The following is a 16839-nucleotide window of genomic DNA, read 5'->3' on the forward strand; positions in this document are numbered from 1 at the left end:
ACACCGCCGGGGTGGTGGCGCAAGAGTGTCGGTGGCAGCCGATACCGTAGGAATATGCGGTTATTGCACACCTCCGACTGGCACTTGGGCCGGTCCTTCCACGGCATCGGCATGCTGGATGCCCAGCGCGCCTTCATCGACCAGCTTGTGGCGTTTGTCCGGGAAGAGAGCGTCGACGTCGTCCTCATCGCCGGGGACGTCTATGACCGCGCATTGCCGGGCGTCGACGTCGTCGGCCTGCTGGATGACGCCCTGGTGCGCCTCACCGGGGCCGGCGCCGAAGTTGTGTTGACCAGCGGCAACCACGATTCCGCCATCAGGCTGGGGTTCGCGTCGCGGCTGCTCGAGCGCGGGGGAGTGCATTTGCGCACACGGCTGAATGAACTGGACGTTCCCGTGCTCTTTCCGCTCGGGGACGATGCCGGGAATGAGGCAGCGCCGGTGCTCGCCATCTACGGGATCCCCTGGCTGGAGCCCCGGCTGGTCGCCGAGCAGCTGGGCGTCGAGACCGCGAGCCACTTCGAGGTCACCCGCGCCGCCACCGAACGGATCCGTGCCGACGTGCGGCAGCGGAGTCAGACCCGGACCGTCCATTCGGTGGTCCTGGCGCACACCTTCGCCAGCGGCGGCATCAGCTCCGACAGCGAACGGGATCTGAGCATCGGCGGCGTCGGCGCGGTCCCGCTGGATCTCTTCGACGGCTTTGGCTACACCGCACTGGGCCACCTGCACGGCAGGCAGGAGCTCTCGCCGGCAGTGCGCTACTCCGGCTCGCCGCTCGCGTATTCGTTCTCGGAGGCGAAGCACAGGAAGGGCAGCTGGCTCGTGGAGGTCGACGCCGAGGGGATCGGCGGCGTGCGCGAAGTGCTCTGGGACGCGCCCCGGACCCTCGCCGTGCTCCGCGGGAAGCTGGATGAGCTCCTGGAGTCGGAGGACTTCGCGTGGGCCGAGACCGCCTACTGCCAGATCACGCTGACGGACGAGGCCCGCCCGGCCCAGGCGATGGACCGCCTGCGGGCACGGTTCCCCGACACCCTGGTGCTCGGCTTCGATCCCGATGGTCCCGGCGCGGCGCCCAAAGCCAGCTACAGCAGCCGGCTGGCCGAAGCCGGGGACGACCTCTCCGTCTGCTGCGGATTCCTCGAGCACGTCCGGGGCAGGCCGGCTTCCGACGCCGAAGCCGCAGCCCTCGCCGAGGCGCTCGACGCCGTACGCCTGGAAGGAGTGTCCCTGTGAGGATCCACCGCCTGGAGATTTCCGCGTTCGGCCCGTTTGCCGGCACGGAGCGGATCGACTTCGACCGCCTGAGCGCACACGGGCTCTTCCTGCTGAACGGCGCCACCGGCGCGGGCAAGACCAGCGTCCTGGACGCCATCTGTTTCGCCCTCTACGGATCGGTTCCCGGGGCCCGCCAGGACGGAAAGCGGCTGCGCAGCGACCACGCGGAGGCCGCCGCCGAACCGCGCGTCACCTGCGAATTCTCGGCCAAGGGCCGGCACTTCGAAGTCTCCCGCTCGCCCGCGTGGGACAAGCCGAGTGCCCGGGGCCGGAACGGCTTCACGGTCCAGCAGGCCAACACGCTGCTGCGCGAACGCATCGACGGCTCGTGGGTGGAGAAATCGGGCCGGAATGATGAGGCCGGCGCCGAGATCACCGACGTCCTGGGCATGAACCGGGACCAGTTCACGCGCGTGGTCATGTTGCCGCAGGGGGACTTCGCTGCGTTCCTGCGCTCCAAGGCGTCCGACCGTCTGGAGCTGCTGCAGAGCCTGTTCGGCACCCAGCGCTTTGAAGCCGTGGAACAGGAACTGTCCCGGCAGGCGCAGACCGCCAAGGCCGAGGTCGCCAACCTCAACGCGAAGCTGGACCTGCTCCTGGCTCAGGCGGAGGCCGAAACAGCGGCGCTCGAACTCGACCCCGACGGCGCCCCCGGCCGGGACGAGCCCGATGCCCTGTTGGCCTGGCTCGACGCCGCTGCGGCAGCCGCCGCGGAGGGCCGGCGCAGCGCTGCCGCGGCAGCCGAGAAGCAGGCCGCCGATCAGGCGTCCCTGTTGGAGGCGGCGAACGCGCGGGCCAACCGCCACGCCAAACTCGCCGCCGCGGAACAGCGGCGGATCGACGCCGACGCCGCCGCCCCCGTCCTGGCGGGCAAGGCCGTCACACTGGGCCTGCACCGCCAGGCCGAAATGCTCGGCGGCCAGTTGCAGGCAGTCGAAAGCGCCGCGGCAGCCGAGGACCTGGCAGGAACGGCCCTGCTGGAGGCCGCGCGGCAGCTGCGGTCCGCGGCCGCCACAGACCGGGAGCTCGCCGGGCAGGACGTCCTCGACGCCGGCGTCCCCACCGCCGACGACGACGATGCCGACCCCGTCCGGGCGGGTAAATCCGTCATGTTGGACAGCGCGGCCGTCCGCGGAACCCTCGCCCGGCTGCGGTCCCTGCACGCCGTGCTCACCGAACGCCTGCCCGACGAAGCCCGGTTCCTCGGGCTGACCCAGCGCGGCAGCCGGCTGCGCCTGCAACGGCAGGAGCTGGAAAAAGAACGGCTGGCCGGTGCCGACGCACTGGACACCCTGCGCACTGAGTCGGCGGCCCTGTCCGCCGGCATCCGCCCCCTCGAGGAGCTGGCCGCGGAAGTCCAGTTGCGCACCAAGGAAGCCACGGCAGCGGACGAACTCGTGACCATCGTTGGCCGCTTCCTCGCCGCCGAGGCCGAGTGCGCGGCAATCTCCGGACAGCACGCCGCGGCCCTCAGCACGCACCAGGACCGGAGGCAGCACTGGCTGGACCTCCGTGAGCAACGGCTCACCAACGCCGCCGCCGAGCTCGCCACCCAGCTCCTGGCCGGGGTCCCATGTCCTGTCTGCGGCAGCCCTGAACATCCGGCACCTGCCCCCGCGGCAGCCTCCGCCCTGGCCGTCGCCGAGGCCGAGAAAACCGCGCAACTGGCCAGCGACACGGCAGAAGAAGCCGTCGCCGCCCTAGGTCGTGAGCTCGCCGAGGCCCAACAGAACGTCGCAGTCCTGGCCGCCCAGGGCGGCAACACACCTGCCGGGGAAGCCGGTGAGGAGGCAGCCTTGGCCCGGGAACGGGCTGACGACGCCGTCCGCGCTGCCACGGACCTTGCTGCGAGCCGGGCCCGGATGGCAGAACTCGAAGCGGTGATCGCCCACGCAGAGCGGGCGCAGGCCGACGCCGCCTCCGGCATCGTGCAGACGCAATCGACGATCGCCGAAATCGACGAACAGGCACAGGCCCTCGAAGCCACCCTGGACAAGCTGCGCGCCGGCCACGCGACCCTCGAACAGCGGATCGCCGCCCTGACGGCAACCACGGCGGTCCTGGAGCACGCCGACGCCGCACACTCGGCCCACGAACAGGCCGCCACCCGCACCGCGGAGGCACGCCGGCACCTTGAAGTGGCCCTTCCCGGAGCCGGTTTCAGCACCGAAACCGCGGCGCGGGAAGCGCTGCTGCCAACGCCGGTGGCCACAAGCCTCGAAACGGCCATCCGGGTCGGACAGGACGAGGCCGCCAGGATCCAGGAACTGTTCGCCGGAGATGACCTGGCCCTGGCGGCAGCCGAGCGGGCCGCCGGGGACATCGTCAGCGACGCCGCCCTCGAGGAGCTCAGGACGGAATCGGCGGCGGCTGAACGCAAAGCCCGGGAAGCCGTGCTTGCGGCCGGGCTGGCGGAAAACTCGCTCCGGATACTCGGGCGCATCGCCGGTGACTACGCGGACCTCGCTGCCGCCGGCAGGGAACCGCGGGACCGGGCCGCGATGCTCACCGCCGTCGCCGACGCGGCCAGGGGCGGCGGAGACAACACCTATCGCATGAGCCTGAACAGCTATGTCCTCGCCGCCCGGCTCGAGCAGGTGGCCGTCGCTGCCTCCGAACGCCTGATCGGTATGAGCGATGGCCGCTACACGCTGCAGCACACCGACGCCAAGGCAGCACGCGGCGCGAAGTCCGGCCTTGGCCTGGAGGTCGTGGACGAGTGGACCGGCCAGCGCCGGGACACCGCCACCCTCTCCGGCGGCGAGTCCTTCATGGCCTCACTGGCGCTGGCCCTTGGGCTGGCGGACGTCGTGCAGCATGAGTCCGGTGGCGTGGACATCGAGACCCTCTTCGTGGACGAGGGCTTCGGCAGCCTCGACGAACAGGCGCTGGAACAAGTCATGGACGCCCTGGAGAGCCTCCGCGACGGCGGCCGGGTGGTGGGGCTCGTGAGCCACGTCGCCGAAATGAAGCAGCGCATCGGCACCCAGCTCCAAGTGGTCAAGGGCCGCAGCGGCTCCACCCTGCACATCAGCGACGACACCCGGGCCTGAGCCGGTCCCAGTGTGGGCCCCGGGACCGGTCCCGAGGCCCACTCTGGTCCCGTCCCGGGGTCTGGTCCCAGGGCCGGCGTCCCGGGATCGGGTATCATTGGTCTGTTACCGGGTCGCGCGCATCGGGAGGAGGGACGATGCGCAGTATTTAGCGAACCCGGAAACCATGAACCCTTCACCGTCTTCTTTGGGGTCTACTCTTGACGCCCCACTGCCGCCGACCTACGCGCTGCCGGCCACCGCAATTTCGACCGACGCTCTGCCTGCCCCGTCGCCCGCAAAGGGCGGCCGCTACGCGCAGCTGCCGTTGCTCGCCGGCCGCAGCTTCATCCCCCTCGGGCTCTTCGCCCGCCTGCCGCTTGCCATGCTGACAGTCGGCGCCCTGACACTCGTCACCGCCGTCACAGGCTCGTACGCCGTGGGCGGCGCCGCGGCCGGCGCCGTCGGCATCGGTTCCGCACTCGGTGCCCCCGTCCTCGGCGTCCTCGCCGACCGGCTCGGCCAGCGCGGCGTCCTGCTCGTATCCGCCATCGCCAACACCGTGGCCATCGTTGCCCTGATCCTCACGGCCTACCTCATCCCCGGGGTCCACGACCTTGCCGCCGCGGTGCCCGTGCTGGCCGCGGCCTTCGTGGCCGGGGTGAGCTGCCCGCAGGTCGGTCCGCTGGCCCGCGTCCGCTGGATGGCGCTGACCTCCCGGACGTCCGGCTCCGGAACCCGTGCGGCCGGGAACTCCGCGGACCTGGACACCGCCCTTTCCTATGAGAGCACCGCGGACGAGCTCACCTTCGTGCTCGGCCCCGCACTCGTCGGAATCCTCGCGAGCCTGCTCGCGCCGTGGCTGCCGCTGGCCCTCGCTGCAGCACTGACCGTGGTCCTCGTACCCGCCTTCGCCGTCCACCCCACGCACCTTGCGGTGGTCCGCACAACGAAACGCCGGCCCGCCGGTCCTGCCGCAGGCCACGCGGCCGGCCACGCGGCCGGCCCGGCGCCCACGACGGCGGGGGACATCCACGGGGAAACCCGCACGGCAGCCCAGCGGGTCAAAACCTTCGCCGCCGTCGCCCTCCCCGTGCTGGCGATGGTGTGCATGGGCACGTTCTTCGGCTCCACCCAGACAGCCCTGAGCTCTTTCTCCGCCAGCTTCGCCACCTCCGAACTCGCGGGCCTGCTCTACGCAGTCATGGGACTGAGCTCTGCCGCGGCCGCCCTCTCGGTCGCGTACTGGCCCCGGCGCTTCACGGTGAACGCCCGCTGGATTGCCTGCGCGGCCCTGATGGCCGGCTTCGCATCGCTGCTGTTGCTGCCCTCGACGGCGCTGCCCATGGTCCTTGTACTGTTGGTCCTGGGCCTGCCCGTTGGTCCGCTCATGGTCACTGTCTTCGCGATCGGTGGCCTCGTGGCGCCGGCCGGAAAGCTCGGCACGGTCATGACAGCCCTGGCCAGCGGCATTGTGGCCGGCACCGCGCTCGGATCCTCCATCGCCGGACAGCTGGCGCAGAACTTCGGCTATTCGACGGCCTTCCTGGTTCCGGTGTGCGCCGCCACGGCGCTGTTCCTGCTCGGAACGGCAGCCGCCGTCGTACTCCGGCAACGCGGGAAGAAGACGGCCGCGGCCGCATAGACCCCGACGGGACAGCGCTGCGGCGGCGCTTTCCGCGGGCTCAACCCAGCTGCGCCTCGATGCGACGCGCCGCCTCGGTCAGGGCCGCTGCGACCTCGTCCGGATCCTGCGCGGCGCGGATATAGACGACGGCGAGGGCGGCCGGACGCCCGCCAGGCACACGCAGCGGCACCGCAATCGAGGACACCCCGGGGATCACCTCGTCATGGCTGGCGGCATAGCCGCGGCGCCGGGCCTCGGCCGCCTCGGACCGGTACGGGATGCCCGGGACCAGGGCCCGCCACTCCTGCTCCGGGAAGGCTGACTGGATCGCAATGCCCGGCGCCCCTGCGCTGATGGGGTGCCGCGACCCCGGGTGCTGCACCACCGCGGCGCCGCTGTGCCGCGGATCCACGGTCACCAGCGTCACGCACTCCTCCCGGTCCCAGACCGCCACGAAGGCGCTCATGGTCAGGGTGTTGGCCAGCTGGGTCAGTTCCGGCAACGCCGCCGACTGCAGGTTCCGGGAGACCCCGCGGGCCAGGACCGCGAGGCCCGGGCCGGGCTGGACGCGGCCGCCATCGTCACGTACCAGCAGCGAGTGGTCCTCGAGCGTGCGCAGGATCCTGTAGGCCACGGAGCGGTGGACGCCCATGGCGTCGGCGAGTTCGGCAATGGTCAGCGGCTGCTGGGCCTCGGCGAGGATCTCCAGCGCCCTGATACCACGGGATAGCGTCTGGGACGGGGAAGCCTGGGCGGTGCCGGCATTCGGGGTCATGGGGTCCATCCTAGGTGCGGGGTTACTGGACGCCGGGCTCGCCGGGCTACCCTTGTGTTCCGGCTCATGGTCAGCTAGCGTTCTATATGGGAACTGTTTGTTCGATTATAGAACACAATCACAGAACTCGACTATAGAACACGGCTGATCCAAAGCACACCCACACCACGGTCGGGAAACGCAACGAACGCAAGGGATCAATGATGATTACCACGCCGCGCGGCCACGCCGGGGGCGCCCAAGGCCCCCTGTCGGCACCGCGGGCCAACCACTTCCGGGGCAGCCTCGGCAGGTTTGCCACCGGCGTCGCGATCGTGACCTTCGACGGGGCCACGAAAAAACGCCACGGCATCACCGTGAACTCCTTCACCTCGGTCTCGATGGACCCTCCGCTGGTGCTGGTGAGCATCGCCCGCACGGCCAGGGCCCACGACGAGCTCGCCGGCCGGCCCTTCACCGTGAATATCCTTGGCGCCGAGCAGCGGTACCTGGCCATGCGCTTCGCCGGAAGGCCCGGCCCCGAGCCGCTGTGGGTGGAGGGGAAGACCGCGCCGCGGCTGTCCAATGTCCTCGCCTATTTCGAATGCAAGCCGTGGGCGGCGTACGACGGCGGCGACCACACCCTGTATATCGGCGAGGTAGTGGACTTCAACTACCGCAACGGCGATGCCTTGGCCTTCGCCAACAGCACCTTTACCACCATCCCGGAAAGCCAGCTGGGTATGGAGGATCTGCTCTAGCGCCACATTCCTTCCCGGCAATTCAGCGCAACGACGACTGGAGGAAGACCAATGGGTATCCGTACCGGACGGCAGTACCTGGACAAGCTCAATGCCATGACGCCGCACGTGGTGATCGACGGCGAGGTGGTCAGCGAGAAGATCGCCGAGCACCCGGCCTTCCGCAATGTGGCCCGCTCCTACGCCAGGCTCTTCGACATGCAGCATGATCCGCAGTACCAGGAGGCGCTCACTTACGCCTCACCCAGCACCGGGGACCTGGTCAGCGCCTCCTTCCTGGTGCCGAAGACCGTCGAGGACCTCCAGCGGCGGCGCCGCGCCATCTCCACCTGGGCCGAGTCCTCCAACGGCTTCCTTGGCCGCTCCGGGGACTATATGAACTCCGCGCTGACCGCGCTGGGCACGGCGGGGAAGTGGTTCGCGCAGGCGGATCCGAAGTTTGGCGAGAACATCCGCAACTACTACGAGCGGGCCCGGGAAAACGACGTGCTCGCCACCCACACCCTCATCCCGCCGCAGGTCAACCGGTCCGTCTCCGGGTCGGAGCAGCTCGGCGGCCAGCTCTCGGCCCGGATCGTGGAGGAGCGCGGGGACGGGATCGTCATCCAGGGCGCGCGCATGCTCGCCACCATCGCCCCGATCGCCGACGAACTGCTCGTGTTTCCGTCCACGGTCCTGCGGGGCACCCCGGAGGACGCCCCCTACTCTTACGCGTTCGCCATCCCCAACGACGCCCCCGGCCTGCGCTACCTCTGCCGCACCTCGCTGTACAACGGCGGCAGCACCCACGACGAGCCGCTGGCCTCCCGCTATGAGGAAATGGACGCCGTCGCGGTTTTTGACCACGTCTTCGTGCCCAGCGAGCGCATCTTCATGCTGGGCCACCCGCAGCTGTGCAACAGTTTCTACACCGAGACCGGTGCCGGCGCGCTCATGACCCACCAGGTGGTCACCCGCACGATCGCCAAGAGCGAGTTCTACCTGGGCCTGGCATCGGAACTGGCCGAATCGATCGGCATCGACGGATTCCAGCACATCCAGGAGGACATCGCAGAGCTGATTATCGACGTCGAAATCGGCAAGGCCCTGGTCCGCGCGTCCGAGGCCGACGCCGGACTCAACGACGCCGGCGTCATGCTGCCGAAGTGGTCCACCCTGAACGCCGCCCGCAACTGGTACCCGAAGATCGCCCAGCGCTTCCCGCAGATCATCCGGAAGTTCTCGGCGTCGGGCCTCATGGCCCTGCCGGGGGAGGCGGACGTCAACAGCGAGGCCCGGGAGGATATCGAGCTGTACCTGCAGGGCAAGACCCTGACCGGCCCCGAGCGGGTCCGGCTGTTCAAACTGGCCTTCGACGCCTCGATCTCCGGGTTCTCCGGGCGCCAGTCGCTCTACGAGTACTTCTTCTTCGGAGACCCCGTCCGCATGGCCGGCGCCCTGGTCAACACCTACGACCGCGAGCCGGTCCGGGCCAGGGTCCGCGAGCTGCTCAACCGCACCGACTGACCCGCGGAAGACACTTTCCGGGAACATGTGTGCCTTATCACATCTTTCGTAGTAGTATTCAGGATACTAACTGACCGTTCGATCAGTAATTCATGAGGCATCAGTTATCCACTTCGCACCCACCCGGGCAGTACCTCTGCCCCCAGCAACGGAGTTCCAATGACCGTAACTTCATCCGTAGATTCCGAGGCGGGTCCCAGCAGCAAACACGAGGAACGCAAGGTCCTCGCCGGGACACTGGTCGGCACCACCATCGAGTGGTACGACTTCTTTATTTTTGCCCAGCTGACAGCAACGCTGCTGTCGCCGCTGTTCCTGGCCCCGCTGAACGCCTCCAACCCTGGCCTGGCGCAGATCCTGTCCTTCGCCCTGATCGGCATCAGCTTCCTCTTCCGCCCGCTCGGCGCGATCGTCGCCGGCCACCTCGGCGACCGCCTCGGCCGCAAGGCCATGCTGGTCTTCACCCTGATCATGATGGGCGCCGCCACGGCCCTGATCGGCATGCTGCCCACCTACGCGCAGATCGGCGTCTGGGCACCGATCCTCCTGATCCTGCTCCGCGTCATCCAGGGCTTCTCCGCCGGCGGTGAATGGGGCGGCGCTGCCCTGATGGCCGTGGAGCACGCTCCCAAGAGCAGGCGCGGCCTGTTCGGCGCCTACCCGCAGATCGGCGTCCCGGTCGGCATGATCCTCGCGACCGGCCTGCTGTACTTCCTCAACACGTCCATGTCCAAGGAAGACTTCGCGTCCTGGGGCTGGCGTGTGCCGTTCCTGCTCTCCATCGTGCTGGTCGTGGTCGGCTACCTGATCCGCCGGGCGGTCGCCGAGAGCCCCGTCTTTAAGGAGATGCAGGACCGCAAGGAAGAAAGCAAGGCGCCCCTGGGGGAGCTGCTCCGCAAGCACAAGAAGGCAGTCCTTTACTCGACGATGATCTTCATCGGCAACAACGCTGCCGGCTACCTGCTGATTGCCTTCTTCATCTCCTACGCCACCAAGACGCTGAAGATGCCCACCCCGCAGATCCTGCTCGCCACGACGCTGGCTTCCTTCGGCTGGCTGATCTTCACGCTGGTCGGCGGCTGGCTCTCGGACAAGATCGGCCGGGTCAAGACGTTCCTGATCGGCTACGGCATTGTCTTTGCCTGGATGATCCCGATGTTCGCCCTCATCGACACCAAGAACATTGTGCTCTACGGCGTCGCGCTGTTCGTCCTCACGGTCGGCCTGGGCCTGTCCTACGGCCCCATGTCCGCCATGTACGCCGAGATGTTCCCGCCGGAGGTGCGCTACTCGGGCATCTCGATCGGCTACGCCTTCGGCGCCATCCTCGGCGGCGCGTTCGCGGCCACCATCGCGGAAGTCCTCCTGCAGGGCACCCACTGGACCGGCTCCATCGGCATCTACATCATGATCCTCTGCGTCATCTCCGCCGTCGGCGTCCTGCTGGCCGGGGAAACGAAGGGCCGCCCGCTCGGCGTCGCGCACCACGCGCCGGCCGAAGCCGCAAAGCAATAGCAACCAGGCAAGCACGAGGGGCGCGGACCGCAAGGTCCGTGCCCCTCTGGGTTAAAGAGCAACGCGGGGTCACTTCGCGCCCATCCAGATCATTCGGATGGGCCGTAAGTGACCCCGCGTCGCTTTTGTGAGGCGGGTTTAGACGCCCAGGAAGCTGATGGCGCCTTGCTTGAAGGCGCGGCTGGTGATGGCGTTGGTGTGGTTGCGGCCCGGCAGCACGAGCTGTTCGACCATGCCGCCGGCCTTGGCGCCCAGGGCGGCGAGCTCCGGCATGGTGGCGGCCCGGTCGTCGTTTTCCCCCGCCACGAGGAGCATCGGCATGTGGGGGACCGCTTCGGCGGGGTCATACGGCTCGGTCTTGATTGCCTCGACCAGGGACAGCAGCGCGAAGATGTTGTTGCTGGGCAGCAGCATGGCCATCTTCAGCAGCCCGGCGGTCGACTCGTCCGCGATCGGCGTGCCGTCGGCCAGGTACCGCTGCGCGGCGATCAGGTCGAAGTCCGCCAGGGGGTCGGCGACATTCGGGCCGCCCAGGACCAGCCGGTGCACCAGCTCGTGCTGTGTGGCTCCGAACTCCCAGGCGAGCCGGGACCCCAGCGAATAGCCGATCACGTCGAGCCCGCTGGACGGGTCCCCGTCGCGCAGCGGCCGCGCGCCGGCGTCGAAGACTATCTGCAGCAGGTCCGCACGGATCCGGCTGGGGGAGTAGGAGTCCATGTCCTCCGGGGCGCCGCTGCGGCCGTGGCCGGGCAGGTCCACGGTGATGACGCGCCGGCCGGCTTCCAGGAGCGCGGTGAGCCAGCCGCTGTCTTCCCAGTTGAGCTTGGAGGAGGAGGAGAAGCCGTGCAGCAGCAGGACGGGACGGAACCCGGCGTCGTTCTGGGGCTCATGCACCTGCACGTACAGCTGGGGGTCGGTGCCCTCAACGGTGTGCGAATGCTGCTCGCCGGTGTGTCTGCCGCTCATGCTCTCAGTCCTCATCAAGTACGGCGCTCAGGCGGACCCGGCGCTTAGGTGCCTCTTCCTTCGGGACCGTGCCCACGATGCCGGCGGTGTTGTCCGGCACCTCAAACACAATCAGGGGCTCGCCGACATTAATCTTGTCGCCGGGCCCGCCGTAGATACGCACTACCTTACCTGCCTGCGGGCTGGGCAATTCAACGGCCGACTTGGTGGTTTCGACCTCCACGAGCGGCTGGTTGCGCTCCACCTGTTCGCCCGGGGAAACCAGCCATTCCAGCACGGTGGCCTCGATCAGGCCCTCGCCGAGATCCGGGAGCGGGAAGGAAATTTCAGCCACGTTTGTACTCCAATACTCGCTGGATGCCGAAGAGGATCCGGTCAATGTTCGGGATGTATTCATCTTCCAGGTCGCCCGAGGGGTACGGGACGTCGAAGCCGGTGATGCGCTCCACCGGCGCCCTGAGGGTGTCGAAGCAGCTTTGCGTGATCAGCTGCGCCACTTCGGCGCCGAGGCCGGAGGTCAGCGGCGCCTCGTGGACGACGACGGCGCGGCGCGTCTTGCGCACGGAGGCGGCGAGGGCCTCGGCGTCGATCGGCTTGAGCCAGCGCAGGTCCAGGACCTCGATATCGATCCCGTCCTCGGCCGCGAGCTCCGCCACCTGCAGGCAGCGGGCCACCATGGCGCCCCAGGCGACCAGCGTGAGGTGGCGGCCTTCGCGCATCACCTTGGCGCCGGTGGGGGAGCCGCCGTCTGCGTCGTCGTCCGCATCGCAGTGCGCAAGGTCCACCTCACCCTTCTGCCAGTACCTCGACTTGGGCTCCATGAAGATCACCGGGTCCGGCCGCGTGGCGGCGTACTTGAGCAGGTGGTACGCCTCGTGCGGGTTCGACGGCGAGACCACCTTGAGCCCGGGAACGTGCGCGAAGAGTGCCTCGAGGCTCTCCCCGTGGTGTTCGGGGGCGCGGATGCCGCCGAAACTGGGCACGCGCAGCGTGATGGGCATCGGCATGGTGCCGCGGCTGCGGTAGTTCATCCGGGCAATCTGGCAGACGATCTGGTTGATCGCGGGGTAGGCGAAGCCGTCGAACTGGACCTCGGGGATGGGGTGGAACCCGGCCATCGCCAGGCCCACGGACATGCCCAGGATGCCGGATTCCGCCAGCGGGGTGTCAAAGACGCGCTGCGCGCCGTGCCTGGCCTGCAGCCCGTCGGTGATGCGGAAGACGCCGCCGAGCCGGCCGCAGTCCTCGCCGAAGATGACGGCTTTGGGGTTGTCCGCGAGGACCTCGTCGAGGGCGCGGTTGAGTGCTTGCTGCATCGACATCACCGTGGTGGCGGGCTCGCTTCCTGCCGGGTTGGTGACAGTGTCGTCGCCGGTGTTGTCGGCAGTGTTGTCGGCAGTGTTGTCGCCTGCGGCGTCTACGTTTTCGAGAATCGAGTTAGACATGTTCGGACTCCTCGCGCCAGTTGGCGGCCTGGGCCTGCAGGGCAGGGGTGGTTTCCTGGAAGACCAGGTCAAACATTTCGGTGCCGGGCCGGGAGCCCAGGGCCTGGATGCCGGTACGGATCTGCTCCTCTTCGGCCTTGGCCGCGGCCAGCGCTTCGGCGAAGAACGCCTCGTCGGCGATACCATCGGCCAGCAGCCGCTGCCGCAGCCGCTCGAGCGGGTCGGTGCCGGCGCTGTCGCGCTCCTCGTCGAGGGAGCGGTAGCGGCCCGGATCATCGGACGTGGAGTGCGGGCCGCGGCGGTACGTCATGGCCTCGATGAGCACGGGGCCGTTGCCGGCGCGGGCGTGGGCGAAGGCGCGGCGGGTCGCCTCGAGGACCGCGACGACGTCGTCGCCGTCGATCTTCAGCGCGGGCATGCCGTAACCCGCGGCGCGGGCCGCGACGGAGCCCCCGGCCACCTGCCGTTCGGTGGGGACCGAGATGGCCCAGCCGTTGTTCTGGACGAAGAACACGACGGGCGCCTTCATCACGGCGGCGAAGTTCATCGCCTCGTGCACGTCGCCCTGGGAGGAGGCGCCGTCGCCGAAGTACGTCATTGCGACGCCGTCCTTTTTGTCCAGCGTCTGGCCGTGGGCCCAGCCGACGGCGTGCAGGACGGATCCGGCAACTACCGCCTGGATCGGGGCCAGCCGGGATTCCAGCGGGTTGTACAGGCCGCCGTGCCACGTGGCCTTGTGGGTGGACATGTAGGCCACCATGTCCACCCCCATGGTCCGGGCAACGCCCATTTCGCGGTAGGTGGGGAAGACGAAGTCCCGGGTGGTGTCCACGGCGTAGCCGCTGCCCACCTGGGCCGCTTCCTGGCCGAGTTCGGGGGCGTAGCCGGGGATGATGCCCTGCCGCTGCCAGGCGATGGCCGAGGTGTCGAGGTGCCGGACGGCCACCATGAGCGAATAGAGCTCGCGGAGTTCATCGGCTGTGAGCGGCCCGGCATCGCTGCCGGAAGCCACGGGGAGAATTGTGTCCATGCCTGTGACCCTAGTCACCGGCGGCGGGGTGGGCAATCAGCCTAGGCTGGGGTGCCCAGACTGCACACTTATGCCGCCCCGCGCGCCGGTGAGCTTGGCAATTTGTCTAGCGGCTGGGCTGTTCCGCCTGGTCGGCTTTTGCGCCGGCGGCGGCGGCGTTGCGGTTCCGGGTGATCCGGGCGCCGGTCCAGCACGCCACGGCGATGCCGGCCACCAGTACCAGGGTGCTGACCAGCTGCTTGCTGCTCTCCGGGCTGCTGAAGCCGACGGCGAAGATCAGTGCCAGGAGCACGAGCCCGAAGATCGTCAGCCCGGGGAAGCCCTTCATCCGCAGCGGCAGCGCCGTGCCGTCGCGGTCTGCCCGGCGGCGCAGGATCAGCTGGGACACCAGGGCCGAGCCCCACACAACGAGGCAGGTGGAACCGACCAGCTGGAACAGCGCCGGCAGGATCTGGTCGGGGAAGAGCAGTTCCAGGACGGCGGCCAGGAAGCCGAAGGCCACGGAGACGCTCACCGCCACGACCGGGACCCGGGCCGTGTTGAGCCTGGAGAGGAACTTGGGGGCTTCGCCGCGCTCAGAGAGCGAGTACACCATGCGGGACGCGCCGTAGAGGTTGGCGTTCAGGGCGGACAGCAGCGCGATAACGGCGACCAGGGTGATCGCGGCGCCGGCGCCGGGGATCCGGGCGACGTCGAGGACGCCGGCGAAGGGGGACTTCAGGGCCGCGGAGGTTGAGGGAAGGACGGCCGCGATGACGAATACCGAGCCGATGTAGAACACGAGGATCCGCCAGACGACGGTGCGGATCGCCTGGGCGACGCTGCGCTCCGGGTTTTCCGTCTCGGCCGCGGCCACGCTGACAATCTCGGTGCCGCCGAAGGCGAAGATGACGACGAAGAGTGCCGTTGCGATGCCGCCCAGGCCAGCCGGGGCGAAGCCGGATGTGAAGTTGCCGAGGCCAGGAGACGGGACGTCCGGCAGCAAGCCCAGCAGCAGGGCCCCGCCGATGGCCAGGAATATCACGATGGCAGCCACCTTGAGGATGGCGAACCAGAATTCGAACTCGCCGAAGTTCTTCACGCCCGCCAGGTTGATGGCGGTGAACAGGGCCATGAAGATCAGGGACAGTGCCCAGACGGGGATCACCGGCCACACAGTGAACAGGAGCCCGGCCGCGCCGAGGGCCTCGGCGGCGATGACCACCACGAGCTGCAGCCACCAGAGCCAGCCGACGGTGGCGCCCGCGGTCTTGCCCATGGCCTTTTGCGTGTACACGGAGAAGGCGCCGCTGTTGGGATTGGCCGCGGCCATCTCTCCGAGCGCCCACATCACCAGGATGATCAGGGTTCCGGCGACGAGGTAGGAGATCAGCACGGCCGGTCCCGCCGCCTGGATTCCTGCCCCCGAGCCGAGGAACAGGCCGGCGCCGATCGCGCTGCCCAGTCCCATCATGGTCAGCTGGCGTGGTTTCATGCTGTGCCCCAGGCTCGGGGCGGGAACCGCGGTGGGTAGCGTCGCGGTGGACTTCATCGTCATGGCGAACCTTCGTGTGGTTTGGATCTTTGCGTCCTTATGGGACCTATTGAATTTACCGGATTTGGGCCCGGCCCCCGGCCGCCGGGGCGCCTCCGCCGTGAGAGCATGGTGGCAGTTTGCTAACTGAATCGGGGCATCGGTGGCTGTTTGTCCGGCCCGGTCCCGCTTGGGAAGGAAGAATCAGTGGACGTTGATCCGCTTGATGCAAAGATTGTCCGATTTTTCACGGATTCCCCCCGGGCCTCGGTCCTGGAGGCCTCCCGGGTGCTGAAGGTTGCCCGCGCCACGGTGCAGTCGCGCCTGGACCGGATGCAGGACGCCGGCGTGATTGGCTCATGGGTGCCCCAGCCCGATCCGGCGCACTTCGGCTACCCCGTGGTGGCTTTCTGCTCCCTCACGATCAACCAGGACCTCGGGCACGACGCCGTCGTGGAGGCCCTGGCGCGGATCCCCGAGCTGATTGAGATCCATACCGTCTCCGGGAGCTCGGACCTCATGGCCCGGATAGCCGCCCGCTCCAATTCGGACCTCCAGCGCGTCCTCGATGCCATGATCGCCACCAGATCGGTCCTGCGCTCGTCCTCCGTGATCGTGCTCAATACGCACTTCCAGGGCCGCACCCTGCCGCTGCTGGAAGCCGCGGCCGCCGGCACGGGCTAGAGGACACTCAGGTTTTCGGGCAGGCCGGTCCGGCCGGTGAGCAAGAGCAGCAAATCACCGGCGGACGGCAACCGGGAACCGATGGCTCCGGCGAGCTCCAGGGAGGCCGCGACCGCCGGGGCCAAGGCGGCGGGCGGCTGCAGGCCCAGGGCGCGCGCCAGATCCAGGGTGTGCACGGCCAGCTCGAAGGTCCGGGTCGGCAGGTAGTCGATGAGCGTCATTACTCCGGCAGGGGTGGCCACCAGGGCATCGTCGGGCGTATTCCTGACGAGGGCCGTGACGCGTTGGACAAGCTCCCGCACGGCAGCGGCAGGGTCCTCGCCCAGCGCCTCCCCGGTTTCCCTGCCCCGCTGCGCAATCGCGGCGGGCGAGGTGGCGCCCCGGACGCCCAGGAAGTATTCCACTGGACCCGGCACCCGCGCCCCGGCGGCCGGGGTGGCGAGGTAGGTTTCCACGGTTGTCAGGGCGCGGCTCGTGTGGCCGGTCAGCGCCCGGACATCCCATTCACCCAGTGCCGGCCGCGACCACGCCTGGTGCGGTACCCGCCCGGCGAGCTCCATGAATGCCTGGGCCGCTCCCGCGTATCGGGCCCTGACCGCCTCTGCGCCCGCTGCCTCTCCGTCCGTGCCCTCCGGGTCCATGACTTCTCCGTCCATAGCCTCGATTAATACCGTTGCCGGCACCCGCGGACAAGCCCGGTCCGTGCGCCGGCGGCATCCCGGTCCGGC

At 68.9% G+C, this 16839-nt stretch carries 14 protein-coding genes; 7 read left to right on the forward strand and 7 right to left on the reverse strand.

What is annotated here, in order from left to right; genetic code table 11:
- Positions 1-54: 54 nt before the first annotated feature.
- The 3 genes from AC1DN2_RS01035 to AC1DN2_RS01045 all read left to right on the forward strand — a co-directional run bounded on the left by AC1DN2_RS01035 (position 55) and on the right by AC1DN2_RS01045 (position 5955).
- Positions 55-1236: an exonuclease SbcCD subunit D gene (locus tag AC1DN2_RS01035; RefSeq protein ID WP_476848869.1), complete on the forward strand. Its 1182-nt coding sequence runs from the start codon at positions 55-57 to the stop codon at positions 1234-1236.
- Positions 1233-4331, forward strand: a complete 3099-nt coding sequence (locus AC1DN2_RS01040; protein ID WP_476848870.1) for an AAA family ATPase — start codon at positions 1233-1235, stop codon at positions 4329-4331. The genes AC1DN2_RS01035 and AC1DN2_RS01040 overlap by 4 nt, the downstream gene beginning before the upstream one ends.
- A 166-nt stretch (positions 4332-4497) precedes the next feature.
- Positions 4498-5955 carry an MFS transporter gene (locus AC1DN2_RS01045; protein ID WP_476848871.1) on the forward strand — a complete coding sequence of 486 codons (1458 nt, stop codon included), beginning with the start codon at positions 4498-4500 and terminating at the stop codon, positions 5953-5955.
- Positions 5956-5995: 40 nt separating this feature from the next.
- Here AC1DN2_RS01045 and AC1DN2_RS01050 read toward each other — a convergent pair whose 3' ends face one another.
- Positions 5996-6712, reverse strand: a complete 717-nt coding sequence (locus AC1DN2_RS01050) for an IclR family transcriptional regulator (RefSeq protein ID WP_223915970.1) — start codon at positions 6710-6712, stop codon at positions 5996-5998.
- 200 nt (positions 6713-6912) lie between these two features.
- Here AC1DN2_RS01050 and AC1DN2_RS01055 point away from each other — a divergent pair, with 200 nt between their 5' ends.
- From AC1DN2_RS01055 to AC1DN2_RS01065, 3 genes are all read left to right on the forward strand, one after another.
- The gene (locus tag AC1DN2_RS01055; protein ID WP_476848872.1) at positions 6913-7452 is read left to right on the forward strand and encodes a flavin reductase family protein; all 540 of its coding nucleotides are present in this window, start codon (positions 6913-6915) and stop codon (positions 7450-7452) included.
- Positions 7453-7503: 51 nt separating this feature from the next.
- Positions 7504-8958 carry a 4-hydroxyphenylacetate 3-monooxygenase, oxygenase component gene (hpaB, locus tag AC1DN2_RS01060; protein WP_476848873.1) on the forward strand — a complete coding sequence of 485 codons (1455 nt, stop codon included), beginning with the start codon at positions 7504-7506 and terminating at the stop codon, positions 8956-8958.
- A 159-nt stretch (positions 8959-9117) separates the two neighbouring features.
- Positions 9118-10473 (forward strand): MFS transporter, encoded by a 1356-nt coding sequence (locus AC1DN2_RS01065; RefSeq protein ID WP_476848874.1) that lies wholly within the window; start codon positions 9118-9120, stop codon positions 10471-10473.
- A 138-nt stretch (positions 10474-10611) separates the two neighbouring features.
- Here the strand turns inward: AC1DN2_RS01065 and AC1DN2_RS01070 are convergent, their stop codons facing one another.
- The 5 genes from AC1DN2_RS01070 to AC1DN2_RS01090 form a co-directional block, all read right to left on the reverse strand.
- A complete protein-coding gene (locus tag AC1DN2_RS01070) occupies positions 10612-11439 on the reverse strand; it encodes an alpha/beta fold hydrolase (RefSeq protein ID WP_476848875.1) in 828 nt (275 codons plus the stop codon).
- 4 nt (positions 11440-11443) lie between these two features.
- Positions 11444-11773 carry a biotin/lipoyl-containing protein gene (locus tag AC1DN2_RS01075; RefSeq protein WP_018775751.1) on the reverse strand — a complete coding sequence of 110 codons (330 nt, stop codon included), beginning with the start codon at positions 11771-11773 and terminating at the stop codon, positions 11444-11446.
- On the reverse strand, positions 11766-12761 hold the full coding sequence (locus AC1DN2_RS01080) for an alpha-ketoacid dehydrogenase subunit beta (RefSeq protein WP_476849011.1): 996 nt from the start codon (positions 12759-12761) through the stop codon (positions 11766-11768). Before AC1DN2_RS01080 ends, AC1DN2_RS01075 begins: the two co-directional genes overlap by 8 nt.
- Before the next feature lie 115 nt (positions 12762-12876).
- Complete coding sequence (locus AC1DN2_RS01085) at positions 12877-13914, reverse strand: thiamine pyrophosphate-dependent enzyme (RefSeq protein ID WP_476848876.1); 1038 nt, start codon at positions 13912-13914, stop codon at positions 12877-12879.
- 106 nt (positions 13915-14020) lie between these two features.
- Positions 14021-15451, reverse strand: a complete 1431-nt coding sequence (locus AC1DN2_RS01090; RefSeq protein ID WP_476848877.1) for an amino acid permease — start codon at positions 15449-15451, stop codon at positions 14021-14023.
- A 183-nt stretch (positions 15452-15634) separates the two neighbouring features.
- Here AC1DN2_RS01090 and AC1DN2_RS01095 point away from each other — a divergent pair, with 183 nt between their 5' ends.
- Entirely contained in the window at positions 15635-16111 is a 477-nt protein-coding gene (locus AC1DN2_RS01095; protein WP_028277521.1) for an Lrp/AsnC family transcriptional regulator, read from the forward strand.
- On the opposite strand, the gene AC1DN2_RS01100 is transcribed toward AC1DN2_RS01095, so the two are convergent.
- Positions 16108-16767 carry a maleylpyruvate isomerase N-terminal domain-containing protein gene (locus tag AC1DN2_RS01100; protein WP_476848878.1) on the reverse strand — a complete coding sequence of 220 codons (660 nt, stop codon included), beginning with the start codon at positions 16765-16767 and terminating at the stop codon, positions 16108-16110. The two genes, AC1DN2_RS01095 and AC1DN2_RS01100, sit on opposite strands and share 4 nt — an antisense overlap.
- Positions 16768-16839: the final 72 nt, after the last annotated feature.

It is taken from the genome of Arthrobacter sp. 01L42 (genome assembly GCF_056400005.1).

Excerpts from the sequence above, each read along its gene's own strand:
- hpaB (WP_476848873.1), top strand. The coding sequence starts at position 7,504 with ATGGGTATCCGTACCGGACGGCAGTACCTGGACAAGCTCAATGCCATG.
- AC1DN2_RS01050 (WP_223915970.1), bottom strand. The coding sequence starts at position 6,712 with ATGACCCCGAATGCCGGCACCGCCCAGGCTTCCCCGTCCCAGACGCTA.
- AC1DN2_RS01045 (WP_476848871.1), top strand. The coding sequence starts at position 4,498 with ATGAACCCTTCACCGTCTTCTTTGGGGTCTACTCTTGACGCCCCACTG.
- AC1DN2_RS01080 (WP_476849011.1), bottom strand. The coding sequence starts at position 12,761 with ATGTCGATGCAGCAAGCACTCAACCGCGCCCTCGACGAGGTCCTCGCG.
- AC1DN2_RS01070 (WP_476848875.1), bottom strand. The coding sequence starts at position 11,439 with ATGAGCGGCAGACACACCGGCGAGCAGCATTCGCACACCGTTGAGGGC.
- AC1DN2_RS01085 (WP_476848876.1), bottom strand. The coding sequence starts at position 13,914 with ATGGACACAATTCTCCCCGTGGCTTCCGGCAGCGATGCCGGGCCGCTC.
- AC1DN2_RS01055 (WP_476848872.1), top strand. The coding sequence starts at position 6,913 with ATGATGATTACCACGCCGCGCGGCCACGCCGGGGGCGCCCAAGGCCCC.
- AC1DN2_RS01100 (WP_476848878.1), bottom strand. The coding sequence starts at position 16,767 with ATGGACGGAGAAGTCATGGACCCGGAGGGCACGGACGGAGAGGCAGCG.
- AC1DN2_RS01090 (WP_476848877.1), bottom strand. The coding sequence starts at position 15,451 with ATGACGATGAAGTCCACCGCGACGCTACCCACCGCGGTTCCCGCCCCG.
- AC1DN2_RS01035 (WP_476848869.1), top strand. The coding sequence starts at position 55 with ATGCGGTTATTGCACACCTCCGACTGGCACTTGGGCCGGTCCTTCCAC.
- AC1DN2_RS01065 (WP_476848874.1), top strand. The coding sequence starts at position 9,118 with ATGACCGTAACTTCATCCGTAGATTCCGAGGCGGGTCCCAGCAGCAAA.